The organism is Azospirillum sp. TSO22-1 (genome assembly GCF_003116015.1).
Lineage (GTDB): Bacteria > Pseudomonadota > Alphaproteobacteria > Azospirillales > Azospirillaceae > Azospirillum.
This window is the reverse complement of record NZ_LGQZ01000072.1, coordinates 89,201-103,495: the sequence shown is the minus strand read 5'-3', so window position 1 is coordinate 103,495 and position 14,295 is coordinate 89,201. Positions and strand designations below refer to the sequence as shown.

At 71.5% G+C, this 14,295-nt stretch carries 14 protein-coding genes; 12 read left to right on the top strand and 2 right to left on the bottom strand.

Going from position 1 to position 14,295, the window contains the following annotated elements; genetic code table 11:
• From TSO221_RS35505 to TSO221_RS18800, 4 genes are all read left to right on the top strand, one after another.
• On the top strand, positions 1-440 hold a 440-nt coding region (locus TSO221_RS35505; RefSeq protein WP_158284135.1), incomplete at its 5' end, for a cytochrome b/b6 domain-containing protein.
• 21 nt (positions 441-461) lie between these two features.
• Positions 462-881: a DUF1924 domain-containing protein gene (locus TSO221_RS35500; protein ID WP_158284134.1), complete on the top strand. Its 420-nt coding sequence runs from the start codon at positions 462-464 to the stop codon at positions 879-881.
• An 11-nt stretch (positions 882-892) separates the two neighbouring features.
• Positions 893-1,390, top strand: a complete 498-nt coding sequence (locus tag TSO221_RS18805; protein WP_109120056.1) for a flavin reductase family protein — start codon at positions 893-895, stop codon at positions 1,388-1,390.
• 11 nt (positions 1,391-1,401) lie between these two features.
• Positions 1,402-1,836 (top strand): diheme cytochrome c, encoded by a 435-nt coding sequence (locus TSO221_RS18800; RefSeq protein WP_109120052.1) that lies wholly within the window; start codon positions 1,402-1,404, stop codon positions 1,834-1,836.
• A 21-nt stretch (positions 1,837-1,857) separates the two neighbouring features.
• On the opposite strand, the gene uxuA is transcribed toward TSO221_RS18800, so the two are convergent.
• Positions 1,858-2,940, bottom strand: coding sequence for a mannonate dehydratase (uxuA, locus tag TSO221_RS18795; RefSeq protein ID WP_109120051.1), 1,083 nt, complete (start codon positions 2,938-2,940; stop codon positions 1,858-1,860).
• Positions 2,941-3,165: 225 nt separating this feature from the next.
• On the opposite strand from uxuA, the gene TSO221_RS18790 reads away from it, so the two are divergent.
• From TSO221_RS18790 to TSO221_RS18755, 8 genes are all read left to right on the top strand, one after another.
• Positions 3,166-3,900: a FadR/GntR family transcriptional regulator gene (locus TSO221_RS18790; protein WP_109120050.1), complete on the top strand. Its 735-nt coding sequence runs from the start codon at positions 3,166-3,168 to the stop codon at positions 3,898-3,900.
• Between the two features lie 85 nt (positions 3,901-3,985).
• Complete coding sequence (locus TSO221_RS18785; RefSeq protein WP_109120049.1) at positions 3,986-5,266, top strand: efflux RND transporter periplasmic adaptor subunit; 1,281 nt, start codon at positions 3,986-3,988, stop codon at positions 5,264-5,266.
• The gene (locus TSO221_RS18780; protein ID WP_109120048.1) at positions 5,263-8,376 is read left to right on the top strand and encodes a multidrug efflux RND transporter permease subunit; all 3,114 of its coding nucleotides are present in this window, start codon (positions 5,263-5,265) and stop codon (positions 8,374-8,376) included. The genes TSO221_RS18785 and TSO221_RS18780 overlap by 4 nt, the downstream gene beginning before the upstream one ends.
• A 4-nt stretch (positions 8,377-8,380) precedes the next feature.
• The gene (locus TSO221_RS18775) at positions 8,381-11,464 is read left to right on the top strand and encodes a multidrug efflux RND transporter permease subunit (protein ID WP_109120047.1); all 3,084 of its coding nucleotides are present in this window, start codon (positions 8,381-8,383) and stop codon (positions 11,462-11,464) included.
• A gap of 66 nt (positions 11,465-11,530) precedes the next feature.
• Positions 11,531-12,082, top strand: coding sequence for an RNA polymerase sigma factor (locus tag TSO221_RS18770; RefSeq protein WP_109120046.1), 552 nt, complete (start codon positions 11,531-11,533; stop codon positions 12,080-12,082).
• Positions 12,079-12,492 (top strand): hypothetical protein, encoded by a 414-nt coding sequence (locus TSO221_RS18765; protein ID WP_109120045.1) that lies wholly within the window; start codon positions 12,079-12,081, stop codon positions 12,490-12,492. Before TSO221_RS18770 ends, TSO221_RS18765 begins: the two co-directional genes overlap by 4 nt.
• On the top strand, positions 12,489-12,926 hold the full coding sequence (locus TSO221_RS18760) for a periplasmic heavy metal sensor (RefSeq protein WP_109120044.1): 438 nt from the start codon (positions 12,489-12,491) through the stop codon (positions 12,924-12,926). Before TSO221_RS18765 ends, TSO221_RS18760 begins: the two co-directional genes overlap by 4 nt.
• Before the next feature lie 123 nt (positions 12,927-13,049).
• Positions 13,050-14,042 (top strand): recombinase family protein, encoded by a 993-nt coding sequence (locus TSO221_RS18755; protein ID WP_247878123.1) that lies wholly within the window; start codon positions 13,050-13,052, stop codon positions 14,040-14,042.
• A 2-nt stretch (positions 14,043-14,044) separates the two neighbouring features.
• Here the strand turns inward: TSO221_RS18755 and TSO221_RS18750 are convergent, their stop codons facing one another.
• A complete protein-coding gene (locus TSO221_RS18750; RefSeq protein WP_109120042.1) occupies positions 14,045-14,290 on the bottom strand; it encodes an acyl carrier protein in 246 nt (81 codons plus the stop codon).
• Between the last annotated feature and the right edge of the window lie 5 nt (positions 14,291-14,295).

Here is a 14,295-nt window from a genome sequence, read left to right as displayed (position 1 = left end):
CCACGCTGTCCGGCGCCTTCCTGGTCGCCTACCTGACCGGGGACGAGGACACCTACCGCATGCACGTCTTCTCCGGCTACGCTGCCCTGGCCGCGCTGGTGGCGCGCGTCATCGCCGGGCTGACGGCGGCCGACGGCAGCCCGCTACGCTTCCCCCGCCCTTCCATCGAGGACCTGCGGCACTGGGTGGCGCGGCTGGCCGCCGGCGACCCGCAGGCCCGCGCCGGGCGCAGCCCGCTGCTCCCCTGGATGGCGGCGGCGCTGCTGATCGGCGCCGGCGCCACCGCCCTGTCCGGCGCCGTGGCCGACTTCGTCACCCTGGTGGAGGACCTGCACGAGGCGCTCGGCGAGGTCGCGCTGTGGATCGTTCTCGGCCACATCGCCCTCGTCCTCGCCCTGCACCACCTGAAGCGGCCCCGCCCGCTCGGCGCCACCGCCTGATCCGACACGGAACCTGGACTCATGAAGCTATCCCTGACCTTCGCCGCGGCCGCCGCGCTGGCCGCCGGCTCCGCCTTCGCCGCGGGCGGCCAGCGCGCCGCGCTGCTCGACACGCTCGCCGCCCAGGCGGCCAAGGAGACGCCGGGCTTCGCCGGCTTCTCGGCGGAGCGTGGCCGCGCCCTCTACCTCGGTCCGCACGCCGGCGGCAAGGCGGAGACCAACGCCTGCGCCGCCTGCCACACGCAGACCCCGACCGCCACCGGCCGCCATTACAAGACCGGCCGCGACATCCCGCCGATGGCGGTCTCGGCGACCCCCAAGCGCTTCACCGACCCGGCCGAGGTGGAAAAGCGCTTCGAGCGCGACTGCCCGAACGTCCTCGGCCGCGCCTGCACGGCGCAGGAGAAGGGCGACTTCATCACCTACCTGTCCGGCCAGTGAGCGAACCCGCCATGAATCACAGCATCGACCCGCGCGCCATGCGCATCGCCTTCGGCCGCTTCGCCACCGGGGTGGCGGTGGTCACCACGCTGGCACCCGACCGCGCCCCAGTCGGGCTGACGGTGAATTCGTTCAGCTCGGTCTCGCTCGACCCGCCGCTGGTGCTGTGGGGGCTGATGCAGCGCTCCGCCCTGCTGCCGGTGTTCCTCGAATCGCCGCGCTTCGCCGTCAACGTCCTGGCGGCCGAGCAGCAGGCGCTGTCCGACCGCTTCGCCTCCCGCGCCGACGACCGCTTCGCCGGGGTGGGCTGGGAGCCGGGCGGCGACGGGATGCCGCTGCTGCACGACGCGCTGGCGCGCTTTGAATGCGCGGTCGAGCACGTCTTCGAGGCCGGCGACCACCTGATGTTCCTGGGCCGCGTGGAGCGCTTCGAGCACCGCGACGGCGACCCGCTGCTGTTCTTTTCCAGCCGTTACGCCGCGCTGCGGCCGGCGGCGCTGGCCGCCTGAAGGAGTCCGCCATGTCCCTGCGCCCCGTACGCCTGCACATCGCCACCGCCGTCCTCCTGCTCGCCACCGCCACCGCATGGGCCGACGAGATGGAGCGCGTGCTGCCCGTCGCCCATGCCGCCACGCAGAAGGAGTGTGGCGAGTGCCACATGGCCTACCAGCCCGGGCTGCTGCCGGCGGCCAGCTGGAACCGCGTGATGGATGGGCTGGCCGACCACTTCGGCGACAAGGCCACCCTGCCCGACGCGGTGGCCGCCGACATCCGGGCCTACCTGACGCGCAACGCCGGGCGCGGCGACGGACGGCTGCTGCGCATCAGCGAACAGCGCTGGTGGCTGCACGAGCACGACTTCCGCGCCGATGTCTGGCGCCGCAAGGAGGTCGGCTCCAAGGCCAACTGCGAGGCCTGCCACCGGCTGGCCGGCCAGGGCGACTACGACCACTGAGCGGCCGCCGGAGATACCGGCTTACGGCGCCTCGCGGTCGTGGACGGGCTCGCCCGGCAGGGCGCCGTCGGCCTTGGCGATGCCTTCCCACAGGCCGTTCAGGTAGACGGCCCCAAGCGCGCGATCGTAGAGGCCGTAGCCGGGCTTGCCGGTCTCGCCCCAGATCATGCGGCCGTGGTCGGGTCGGACGTAGCCGTCGAAACCGGCCTCGTAATAGGCCTTCACGATCTCGGCCATGTCGAGCGAGCCGTCCGCCGAGCGGTGGCTGGTCTCATAGAAGTCGCCGGCCTCGGTGACCTTGACGTTGCGCAGGTGCGCGAAGTGGATCCGCTTGCGGCCGGCAAACTCACGCACCATGGCGGGGATGTCGTTCTTGCAGGACGCCCCCAGCGAGCCCGAGCACAGCGTCAGCCCGTTGGCCGGATCGTCGACGATGGCAAGAAGCCGCGCGAGGTCGTCGCGGTTCTTCACGATGCGCGGCAGGCCGAAGATCGGGCGGGGCGGATCGTCCGGGTGGATGGCCATGCGGACGCCAGCCTCGGCGGCGACGGGGATGACCCGCTTCAGAAAACAGTCGAGGTTCCGCCACAGCGCCTCCTCATCGACCGCCGCGTATTCGGCGAGCAGCGCCCGAAGCTCCTCCGGACGGTAGCTGGCGTCCCATCCCGGAAGCGAGATGCCCTGGCTGACGTCGATCCGGTCGACGGTCCCGACGTCGAAGGACAGGGTGGTTGATCCGTCCGGCAGGCGCATGTCGAGTGCGGTGCGCGTCCAGTCGAACACCGGCATGAAATTGTAGCAGACCACCGTGATGCCACACCGGGCGAGGTTGCGCAGCGTGGTGCAGTAGTTGTCGATGAGGCGGTCGCGCGACGGCTTGCCGAGCTTGATGTCTTCGTGAACCGGCACGCTCTCGATGACGTCCAGCGTCAGGCCGTGCGCCTCGACCTTGTCCTTGAGCGCCTGGATGTTGGCGACCGGCCAGGGCTCCCCGACCGGCACGTCGTAGACGGCGGAGACGATGCCGTGCATGCCCGGAATCTGACGGATGTGGCTGAGCGGCACCGGGTCGCTGTCGCCGTACCACCGGAACGTCATCTTCATGATCTGCCCCCAAGGAAAAACGCCCGAAAGCGGAGGTACCCGCATCCGCGGTCTGGTGGACCACAGGCCTACTGGCCTGACCAGTGGACCACACGCTACACCCGCACGGGCGGCGCGGGCAAGCGGAATGTTTCGTCCGCACGGCTCCGAACGCCTTGATCTCCCCCCGCGGCCGACGCATTCCTATGCGTACCGCGCGCCACCACCGTTCCGGAGTAGCGATCCATGGACCTGCCGACGATCAAGGTCGAGCGCCTGTACCGGCAGATCTCGAACGTGCTGATCCAGTACATCCGCGACGGGCACTTCGCGGCGGGCCAGCTGCTGCCCGGGGAACGCGACCTGGCGAAGCAGCTGGGGGTCAGCCGGTCGTCGGTGCGCGAGGCGCTGATCGCGCTGGAGATCAACGGGTGGGTGGAGATCCGGACCGGGCATGGGGTGTACGTCGCCCAGAGGCTTCCCAGCCAGGAGGAGGTCCCGAACGACGAGGGCGTCGGCGTCGCGGACCTGATGGAAGCCCGGGAGGTAGTCGAGGGCGAGATCGCCGCGCTGGCGGCCAGGAAGGCCACCGACGCCCAGCTGGCCGACATCGCCCGGCTGGTCGAGGAGATGGAGGGCAGCGTGGACCGCATGGCCGCCTTCCACGACCACGACCGGCGCTTCCATGAACTGATCGGCGCGATGACCGGCAACCCGGTGTTCGTCGAGATCACCGACCTTCTGTGGAAGAAGCGGCAATCGCCGCATTACAGCAAGTTCGAGGAGCAGTATTCCGGGAACGCCATCGCCCGCAGCATGTGCGCCGACCACCGGGCCATCCTGGACGCGCTGCGGAGCCGCAACGCCAAGGCGGCACGCGCGGCCATGCAGACCCACATCCGGAACGCGCAGGGCCAGCTGTTCAATGCGGAAACCCCCGGCACCAGGCGGCGCACCGCACGGAAGGGGAATCCGGCGTAGGCGCGCCCCTGCGATTCCCGCGACGGATCGGGGCGGGCGGCCCGTACAAGGGGGTAGACCACAACCATCCGCCACCGCCCGCCCCATGATCATCCGCTGGAAACCGGCCGTCGCCGGGCTCACGGTCGCCCTCGTCGTCGCGGGGGTCGGCTATGCCGTACAGGAGCGGCTGGCACAGCCGCAGGGCGGCCCGGCCGCGGCCGGGGGGCGACGGGCCTTCGGCGGACCGGTGCCGGTGGTGGCCGGCACCGTCGGGCGCGAGGACGTGCCGATCTGGCTGGACGGCATCGGCACCGTGCAGGCCTTCAACAGCGTCACCGTGCGCGTACGCGTGGACGGCGAGCTGCAGCAGGTCGCCTTCACCGAGGGGCAGACGGTCAAGGCCGGCGATGTGCTGGCCCGCATCGACCCGCGCCCCTTGCAGGCCCAGCTCGCCCAGGCCGAGGCCAAGAAGGCGCAGGACGAGGCGCAGCTCGCCAACGCCCGGCGCGACCTGGAGCGCAACCTGAACCTGCGCGAGTACGCCTCCAAGCAGACGGTGGACACCCAGCGCGCCCAGGTCGCGCAGTTCGAAGCGCTGGTCCGCTCCGACGATGCAGCGATCGAAACGGTCAAGGTGCAGCTGGGCTACACCACGATCACCGCGCCCATCGGCGGGCGGATCGGCATCCGCGGCGTCGACCAGGGCAACATCGTCCGCGCATCCGACCAGAACGGGCTGGCCACCATCACCCAGGTGCAGCCGATCGCCGTGCTGTTCACCCTGCCGGAGCAGGCGCTGCCCCAGGTGCTCGACGCGCAGGCGGCGGGGCCGGTCAAGGTCGTGGCGCTCGACCGCGCCGGGCGGGCGCCGCTCGGCGAGGGGACGCTGGCGGTGGTCGACAACCAGATCGACACGGGCACCGGCACGGTGCGCCTCAAGGCCGTCTTCCCCAACGAGCCGCAGCGGCTGTGGCCGGGACAGTTCGTCAACGTCCGCCTGCTGGCGGCGGTGCGCAAGGGGGGCACGGTGGTGCCGGCCTCGGTGGTGCAGCGCGGGCCGCAGGGCACCTACGCCTACGTCGTCAAGGAGGACCAGACGGTCGAGCAACGCCCCGTCAAGGTCGCACGCAGCGAGGACACCCGCGCCCTGATCGACGAGGGGCTGAATCCCGGCGAGCGCGTGGTGGTGGACGGCCAGTACCGCCTGCAGCCCGGCGCCAAGGTGACGGCGACGGAAGCCGCTGCGGGCAACGCCCCGCCGCCCGCGGCCGCCGGCGACCAGCCGCGCGAGCGCCGCCGCGAGCGGGGCGAAAGCAGCGGGAACGGCCGCCCGAACCGCGATCCGAACCGCGGCCAGAACCGCGAACCGGCGCCGCAGCCATGAACATCTCCGCCCCCTTCATCCTGCGGCCGGTCGCCACCTCGCTGCTGATGGTGGCGGTGGTGCTGCTGGGCCTGCTGGGGTACCGGATGCTGCCGGTGTCGTCGCTGCCCACGGTGGACTTCCCCACCGTGCAGGTGACGACGCAGTTGCCGGGCGCCAGCCCGGACGTCATCGCCTCGTCGGTCACCGCGCCGCTGGAACGGCAACTGGGGCAGATCGCCGGGCTCAGCTCGATGATCTCCACCAGCTCCTTCGGGGTGTCGACCATCGCCTTGCAGTTCAGCCTCAGCCGCAACATCGACGCGGCGGCGCAGGACGTGCAGTCGGCGATCAGCGCCGCGGCCGGCGGCCTGCCCAAGGGGCTGCCGAACCCGCCCACCTACTCCAAGGTCAACCCGGCCGACACGCCGGTGATGGTGCTGGCGCTCAGCTCCGACAGCCTGCCGCTGGAGGTGGTGTCGGACGCCGCCGACACGCTGCTGGCGCAGAAGCTGTCCCAGGTGGACGGCGTCGGCTACGTCGGCATCGAGGGCGGGCTGCGGCCGGCCGTGCGCGTGCAGATCAACCCGGCGGCGGTCGCCGGCCTCGGCCTGACCATGGAGGACGTGCGCACCACCATCACCCAGGCCAACGTCAACGCGCCCAAGGGCAGCTTCGACGGCCCGCGGCAGGCCTTCTCCATCGGCGCCAACGACCAGATGGCATCCGCCTCCTCCTACCGGCCGATCATCGTCGCCTACCGCAACGGCGCGCCGGTGCGGCTACAGGACATCGGCGCGGTGGTGGATTCGGTGGAGAACACGCGGCTGGCCGCGTGGCACGACGGCAAGCCGGCTGTGCTGCTGAACATCCAGCGCCAGCCCGGCGCCAACATCATCGAGACGGTCGACCGCATCAAGGAGCTGCTGCCCCAGCTCCAGACCGCGATCCCGCCGCAGATCCGCGTCTCGGTGCTGACCGACCGCACCGACACCATCCGCGCCTCGGTGCGCGACGTGCAGTTCACCCTGGTGCTGACCGCGGCGCTGGTGGTGCTGACCATCTTCCTGTTCCTGCGCAAGGCGTGGGCGACGATGATCCCGGCGGCGGCGCTGCCGCTGTCGCTGATCGGCACCTTCGGCGTCATGGCGCTGTGCGGCTTCAGCCTCGACAATCTGTCGCTGATGGCGCTGACCATCGCCTCGGGCTTCGTCGTCGACGACGCCATCGTGATGATCGAGAACATCGTCCGCTACATCGAGGAGGGCGACCGGCCGCTCGACGCGGCGCTGAAGGGCGCCCGGCAGATCGGCTTCACCGTGGTGTCGCTGACGGTGTCGCTGATCGCGGTGTTCATCCCGCTGCTGTTCATGGGCGGCGTGGTCGGGCGGCTGTTCCGCGAGTTCGCCATCACGCTGTCGATCGCCGTGGTGGTCTCGGCCATCGTGTCGCTGACCCTGACGCCGATGATGTGCGCCCGCCTGCTGAAGCGCGACACCGGCGAGAAAGGCCATCTGTTCCGCTGGAGCGAGCGGGCCTTCGACGCGGCGCTCGACGGCTACGCCGCCTCCCTGCGCGTCGTGCTGCGCCACCAGCCGGCGACGCTGCTGGTGGCGGTGCTGACGCTGGCCGGCACGCTGTACCTGTACGACGCGGTGCCCAAGGGCTTCCTGCCGCAGCAGGACACCGGCGTCATCATCGGCGTCACCGACGCCGCCCCGTCCATCTCCTTCCGCGCCATGGGCGAGAAGCAGCGCGCGGTGGCGGAGGTCGTCGGCCGCGACCCGGACGTGGCGGGGGTGGCGAGCTTCGTCGGCGCCGGCACGGTGAACGCCACCAACAACACCGGCCGCCTGACCATCGCGCTGAAGCCGCGCGACCAGCGGGCGTCCTCGGCCGAGGAGATCGTCGCCCGCCTGCGCGCCGCCACGGCGAACCTGGAGGGCGTGTCGCTGTTCATGCAGGCGGTGCAGGACGTGCAGACCGACGCCCGGGTCAGCCGCACACAGTTCCAGTACGTCCTGCAGGACCCCGACCCGCAGGAACTGGCCGCCTGGGCGCCGCGCCTGCTCGCCGCGCTGCGCGCCCGGCCGGAGCTGGCCGACGTGGCAAGCGACCAGCAGCCGGACGGCTTGCAGGTGTTCCTGCGCATCGACCGCGACGCCGCGTCGCGGCTGCGCGTGCTGCCGCAGGCCATTGACGACACGCTGTACGACGCCTTCGGGCAGCGGCAGGTCTCCACCATCTACACGCAGACCAACCAGTACCGCGTCATCCTGGAGGTCGAGCCGGGGTTCCAGATGGACCCGGACTCGCTGTCCAAGATCTACGTGAAGGCGCAGACGGGCCAAGCGGTGCCGCTCAACACCCTGGTGACGGTGGAGCGCACCACCGCCCCGCTGGTCGTCACCCACCAAGGGCAGTTCCCGTCGGTGACGCTATCCTTCAACGTGGCGGCCGGGGCCTCGCTCGGCCACGCGGTGCAGGCGATTCAGGAGGCACAGGCGGAGATCGGCTTCCCCGACACCGTGTCCGCCACCTTCACCGGCACGGCGGCCGAGTTCCGCTCCTCGCTGGCCAGCCAGCCCTGGCTGATCCTCGCCGCGGTGGTCGCCGTCTACATCGTGCTGGGCATCCTGTACGAGAGCACGATCCACCCGATCACCATCCTCTCCACGCTGCCCTCCGCCGGCATCGGCGCGCTGCTGGCGCTGATGGCGACCGGGCACGATTTGTCGCTGATCGCGCTGGTCGGCATCGTGCTGCTGATCGGCATCGTCAAGAAGAACGCCATCATGATGATCGACTTCGCGCTCGACGCTGAGCGCGAGCGCGGGCTGCCGCCGGAACGGTCGATCTACGAGGCGTCGCTGCTGCGCTTCCGGCCAATCATGATGACGACCTTCGCGGCACTCCTGGGCGCCCTGCCGCTGGCGCTGGAGCACGGCACGGGCTCGGAGCTGCGCCGGCCGCTCGGCATCGCCATCGTCGGCGGGCTGCTGCTGAGCCAAGTCCTGACGCTCTACACCACGCCGGTGGTCTACCTGTACATGGACCGGCTGGGCGCGTGGCTGAAGGGCGGGCGCCGCGCCGAGGAGCTCCCTGACGCCGCGCACAAGCCGGCGGAGTAGCGCCATGGGCCTCTCCACCCCCTTCATCCACCGGCCGGTGGGCACCTCGCTCTTGATGGTGGGGATGCTGCTGCTGGGGATCGTCGCCTATCGGTTCCTGCCGGTGGCCTCGCTGCCGCAGGTGGAGTTCCCGACCATCGTCGTCTCCGCCTCGCTGCCCGGCGCCAGCCCGGAGATCATGGCCTCCACCGTCGCGACGCCGCTGGAGCGCCGGCTGGCCCGCATCGCCGACGTGACGGAGATCACCTCCAACAGCACGCTGGGCTCCACCTCGGTCGTCGTCCAGTTCGACCTCGGCCGCGACATCGAGGCGGCGTCGCGCGACGTGCAGGCGGCCATCAACGCGGCCGGCGGCGACCTGCCGAAGGAGCTGCCCAACCCGCCGCGCATGCGCCGGGTCAACCCGGCCGACGCGCCGGTGCTGGTGCTGGCGGTGACCTCCGACACGCTGGCGCCGGGCGAGGTCTTCAACCTCGCCGACACGGTCATCGGCCAGCGCCTGTCGCAGATCGAGGGCGTCTCCCAGGTCAGCATCAGCGGTGCCGAGAAGTCCGCCGTGCGGGTGCGCGCCAACGCCGCGGCGCTGGCCTCCATGGGCCTCAGCCTCGAGGACGTGCGCGCCGCCATCTCGCAGGCCAACGCCAACGCGCCGAAAGGCAGCTTCGACGGCGAGCGCGACAGCTGGGCCATCGGCGCCGACGACCAGCTGTTCGGCGCCGAGGCCTACCGCAACCTGATCGTCGCCGAGAAGGGCGGCGCCGTGGTGCGCCTCTCCGCCGTGGCCTCGGTGATCGACGCCACCGAGAACGCCCGCGTCGCCGCCTGGTACAACGGCCGGCGCGCCGTGCTGGTGCAGGTGCAGAAGCAGACCGGCTCCAACGTGGTGGAGACGGTCGACCGCGTCTACGCCGAGCTGCCGCAGCTGGAGCGCTGGCTGCCGCCGGGCGTGCAGGTGTCGGTGCGCACCGACCGCACGCCGACCATCCGCGCCTCGATCCGCGACGTGCAGTTCACCCTGGCGCTGACCGTCGCGCTGGTGGTGATGGTGATGTTCCTGTTCCTGCGCCGCGTCTCGGCGACGCTGATCCCGGCCGCCGCGGTGCCGCTGTCGCTGGCCGGCACCTTCGCCGCCATGTGGGCCTGCGGCTACAGCCTCGACAATCTGTCGCTGATGGCGCTGACCATCTCGGTCGGCTTCGTGGTGGACGACGCCATCGTCGTGGTCGAGAACGTCGTCCGCCACATCGAGGAGGGCATGCAGCCCCTGGCCGCCGCGGTGAAGGGCGCCCGGCAGGTGGCGTTCACCGTGGTCTCCATCAGCCTGTCGCTGGTCGCCGTGTTCATCCCGATCCTGTTCATGGGCGGCATCATCGGCCGCTATTTCCGCGAGTTCGCGGTGACGCTGTCGGTCGCTATCGGCGTCTCGGCCTTCGTGTCGCTGACGCTGACGCCGATGATGTGCGCCCGGCTGCTGCGCGCCGAGGCGGAGCGCGGGCCGCCCGGCCTGTTCTCCCGCCTCCTGGAACGTGGCTGGGACGCCGTGCACCGCGCCTACGCCGCCGGGCTGGACTGGGTGCTGCTGCACCGGGCGGTGATGCTGCTGGCGACCGCGGCCACCGTGGCGGCCAGCGTCTGGCTCTACACCGCGATTCCCAAGGGCTTCTTCCCGCAGCAGGACACCGGCCTGCTGTTCGGCACCACCGACGCGCCGCCGGACATCTCGTTCCAGGCCATGCTGGCCCGCCAGCGCGCCATCCAGGAGGCGGTGGCCGGCGACCCGGCGGTGGAGGGTGTCGGCTCCTTCATCGGCGGCGGCATGTCGGGCAGCACCGGCCGGCTGTTCGTGACGCTGAAGCCGCAGACCGAGCGCGATCCCATCGACGCGGTGATCAACCGCCTGCGCGGCCGCACCCAGCACGTGCAGGGGGTGCGGCTGTTCCTGCAGCCGGTGTCGGACATCCGCATCGGCGGGCGCACCGGCCAGTCGCAGTACCTCTACGCCCTGCAGGACACCGACCTGTCCGAGCTGAACGCCTGGGCGCCGCGGCTGGTCGCCAAGCTGCGCACCGTGCCGGAGCTGCGCGACGTCGGCAACGACCAGCAGAACGGCGGGCTGCGCTCCATGGTCACCATCGACCGCGACGCCGCCTCGCGCCTGGGCGTGGCGTTGCAGGACGTGGACGCGGCGCTCTACGATTCCTTCGGGCAGCGGCAGGTCTCCACCATGTACGCCATGCAGAACCAGCACCACGTGGTGCTGGAGGTGGACCCGACGCAGCAGCAGGGGCCGGACGGGCTGAACCGGGTGTTCGTCAAGGCGCGCGACGGCCGCATGGTGCCGCTGGCGGCGCTGGCGCGGTTCGAGACGCTGTCGGCGCCGCTCTCGGTGCAGCACCAGGGGCAGTTCCCGGTGGCGAACCTGTCCTTCAACCTCGCCCCCGGCGTCTCGCTGGGCGAGGCCACCGTCGCGGTGCGCCAGGCGGCGGAGGAGATCGGCATGCCGCCCACCGTGCGCGGCGGCTTCGCCGGCAACGCCAAGGCGTTCCGCGACTCGCTGTCCACCCAGCCTTTGCTGATCCTGGCGGCGCTGATCACAGTCTACATCGTGCTGGGCGTGCTGTACGAGAGCACGCTGCACCCGCTGACCATCCTGTCGACGCTGCCCTCGGCCGGGCTGGGGGCGCTGCTGGCGCTGGTGCTGGCCGGGCAGGACCTGTCCATCGTGGCGATGATCGGCATCGTGCTGCTGATCGGCATCGTCAAGAAGAACGCCATCATGATGATCGACTTCGCCCTGGAGGCGGAGCGCGAGCGCGGCCTGCCCCCCTTCGAGGCGATCCGCGAGGCGGCGCTGGTGCGCTTCCGCCCGATCATGATGACGACCTTCGCGGCGCTGCTCGGCGCCGTGCCGCTGGCGTTCGACTACGGCACGGGGGGCGAGCTGCGCCGGCCGCTGGGCATCGCCATCATGGGCGGGCTGATCGTCAGCCAGATTTTGACGCTCTACACCACGCCGGTGGTCTATCTGGCGCTGGAACGGCTGGCGCAGCGCCGCGGCGCGCGGCACCGGCTGGCGCCGGCGGAGTGAGGAGGCTAAGGTCGGATGCTGGCAGCGCTGAGAGGATGGCATGCGGTCTGGCCCGCGCGGTCGCCGATGACGGGCGCCCCCGACAGCGACGACGCGCTGATGGGCCGCGTCGCAGCCGGCGACGCAGCAGCGTTCGAGGACCTCGCCGCCCGCCACATGCGCCGCGCCGTGGCGCTGGCGCAGCGGCTGACCGGCAACGCCTCAGACGCCGACGAGATCGCCCAGGACGCCTTCCTGCGGGTCTGGCAGCACGCCGGCCGGTGGGAGCCGGGGCGCGCCCGCTTCGCCACTTGGCTGTACCGGATCGTCGTCAACCTCGCCGTCGACCGCAAGCGCCGGCCCGGCTTCCAGCCGCTGGACGCCGCGGCCGAGCTGGCGGACGAGCGCCCGGACGCCGTCGACCTCATCGCCGAACGCCAGACCGCCGACCGGGTGGGCCGGGCGCTGCTGGAACTGCCCGAGCGGCAGCGCGCCGCGGTCGTCCTCTTCCACCAGGAAGGGCTCAGCCAGCGGCAGGCCGCCGAGGTGCTGGGCGTCGGCGAGAACGCCTTCGAATCCTTGCTCGCCCGCGCCCGCCGGGCCCTGAGGACGGCGCTTGCCGCCGGGAGGACGCCATGACGCACGACGACTTCCTCGCCCTGCTCGACGCACATGGCAGCGATCTCAGCCTGTGGCCGGTGCCCGCGCGCGCCGCCGCCGAACGGCTGCTGGAGTCCTCGGACGAGGCCGCCGCGGCGTGGCGGGCGGCGCGGGCGGTGGAACGGCTGCTCGCCGAACCGCCGCAGGTCAGCGACGAGCGCGTCGGGCGGCTGCTCGCCGCGGTGGCGCGGCAGGCTGGCACGGCGCCGCGCGAGACCTTTCTGGTGCTGCTGTTCGGCCGCATGCCGGCGCGGCTGGCCGGAGCACTGTGCGCCGGCCTGCTGGCGCTCGGCTGGCTGGCGGGCGGGCTGACGATCGGGCCGGCGCCGTCCGACGGCGTGCTGCTGGCCGAGGACGTCCCCTCACTGTTCGACGGAGGCCCGCGATGATCACGCTGACGCAGCCCCGCGTCTCCTTCCGCCTGCTGGTGCTGGCGTCGCTGGGGCTCAACCTGTTCCTCGGCGCCATGCTGGTCAGCAGCTGGTGGAACCACCGCCCGCCGCCGTCCGGGCTGATGCCGGACCGGTTGGTCGAGCGCGTCGCCCCCGACCTGCCCGAGGTCGACGCCGTGCGGCTGCGCGCCGCCTTCTCCGCCACGCGCGCCCGGTTCGCCGCGCTGGAGGCGGAGTCCCGCGAGGCCTCGGCCGCCGTCCGCGCGGTCGCCATGCGCGAGCCGCTGGACGTCGGCGAGCTGCGCGCCCGCATGGACGCCGCTCGCGCCGTGCGCCGCCGCATGGGCGACCTGATCGAGGACACCGTGCTCACCCTGATGCCGGAGCTGTCGCTTCCCGCCCGCGAACGCTTGGCCGCCGGCCGCCGGTGACGCTGCCCGCACGGAGGGCGGCCAACAGCGCGCCGAAGCCCGCCAGTCCAGCCCCCCGCCGATCGTGAGTTCCATTGGTTGGAAACGTATGATTGTGTAAAAGTGCAAGACTTGGAAGTTTCCGTGATCCCGACGATGCTGCGCGCTGCAAGCAAGGAAGGCAGGGCAGACATGGCCATCGTCGGCTACGCGCGCGCCTCCACCGAGGACCAGTCCACCGAGGCGCAGATCCTCGACCTCAAGACGTTCGGCTGCACGGAGATCTTCCGCGAGAACGCGTCCGGCGCCGACCGCGAGCGCCCACAGCTCAAGGCGGTGCTGGCGCGCGTGAAGAAGGGCGACACGCTGGTGGTGGTGCACATCGACCGCCTCGCCCGCTCGCCCACCCACCTGCTCGACGTCATCGACACGCTGGAGAAGAAGGGGGTCGCCTTCAAGTCACTGGGCGACCCCATCGACACCGGCAGCCCGCAGGGCAAGTTCACCCTGCAGATCCTCGGCGCGGTGGCGGAGTTCGAGCGCTCCCTCATCCGCGAGCGCACCAAGGCCGGCGTGCGGATGGCCAAGGCGATGGGCAAGAGACCCGGCAACCCCGGCCTCATCGCCAGGGACCCGCTCGCCCGCCGCCGCGTCGCCCAGGCCCGCGACGAGCGCCTCAGCGAGCGCGTCATCGCCGGGGCGCAGGAGTTCCTGCCAGTGGTCCAGCGGCTGCGGCCGGAGCACCCGTGGGACCGGGTGGTCGATGTGTTGAACGGCGCCATGAAGATGCGCCCCGGCGACAACGCGTCACCCTGGACGCGCGACGCGCTGATCCGCGCGGTCAAACGTCTGGTCGGCGAGGGGCTGGCCGATCCGGGGCTGCTGAAGGCGGCGCCGCGGCGCTCGAAGAAGGCGGTGGCGCAGGGACGGCGGCTGGTCGAGCTGGTGGCGACCATCCACAACGCCTCCGGGGCCGAGAAGCCGATGCTGGCGCGCATCGGCCGGCAGTTGGAGCGCCAGGGCGTGCGCACCGCCACGGGGGCGAAGACGTGGGCGCCGTCCAGCGTCAAGGCACTGCTCGACAAGGCGCGCGAGGAAGGGCTGATCGATCCGGCGGATGCCGGGGGCTCGCCATGACGTCAGTCGATGGCGATGGCGATTCCCTTGGAGCGTAGAACGTCGACGAGGTTTCCCACGGCGGCGGCGCCCGCCATCTCGTCGGTGCGGAAGGTCACGCCGTAGGCGTCCTCGATCGCGACGATCAGGTTTATGTGGTTGAACGAGTCCCACCCCTTCACGTCCTTCGCGGTGAGATCGCGATGGATGACCAGGGTGTCGTCGCGGAACACGTCGCGGAAAATCGACTGGAGGCGGTCGAGGCTCATGGGGA

Bases quoted from the DNA above. Each gene is read 5' to 3' on its own strand.
- uxuA (WP_109120051.1), bottom strand. From the start codon at position 2,940: ATGAAGATGACGTTCCGGTGGTACGGCGACAGCGACCCGGTGCCGCTC.
- TSO221_RS18785 (WP_109120049.1), top strand. From the start codon at position 3,986: ATGATCATCCGCTGGAAACCGGCCGTCGCCGGGCTCACGGTCGCCCTC.
- TSO221_RS18765 (WP_109120045.1), top strand. From the start codon at position 12,079: ATGACGCACGACGACTTCCTCGCCCTGCTCGACGCACATGGCAGCGAT.
- TSO221_RS18750 (WP_109120042.1), bottom strand. From the start codon at position 14,290: ATGAGCCTCGACCGCCTCCAGTCGATTTTCCGCGACGTGTTCCGCGAC.
- TSO221_RS18775 (WP_109120047.1), top strand. From the start codon at position 8,381: ATGGGCCTCTCCACCCCCTTCATCCACCGGCCGGTGGGCACCTCGCTC.
- TSO221_RS18760 (WP_109120044.1), top strand. From the start codon at position 12,489: ATGATCACGCTGACGCAGCCCCGCGTCTCCTTCCGCCTGCTGGTGCTG.
- TSO221_RS18800 (WP_109120052.1), top strand. From the start codon at position 1,402: ATGTCCCTGCGCCCCGTACGCCTGCACATCGCCACCGCCGTCCTCCTG.
- TSO221_RS18805 (WP_109120056.1), top strand. From the start codon at position 893: ATGAATCACAGCATCGACCCGCGCGCCATGCGCATCGCCTTCGGCCGC.
- TSO221_RS18780 (WP_109120048.1), top strand. From the start codon at position 5,263: ATGAACATCTCCGCCCCCTTCATCCTGCGGCCGGTCGCCACCTCGCTG.
- TSO221_RS35500 (WP_158284134.1), top strand. From the start codon at position 462: ATGAAGCTATCCCTGACCTTCGCCGCGGCCGCCGCGCTGGCCGCCGGC.
- TSO221_RS18770 (WP_109120046.1), top strand. From the start codon at position 11,531: ATGACGGGCGCCCCCGACAGCGACGACGCGCTGATGGGCCGCGTCGCA.
- TSO221_RS18790 (WP_109120050.1), top strand. From the start codon at position 3,166: ATGGACCTGCCGACGATCAAGGTCGAGCGCCTGTACCGGCAGATCTCG.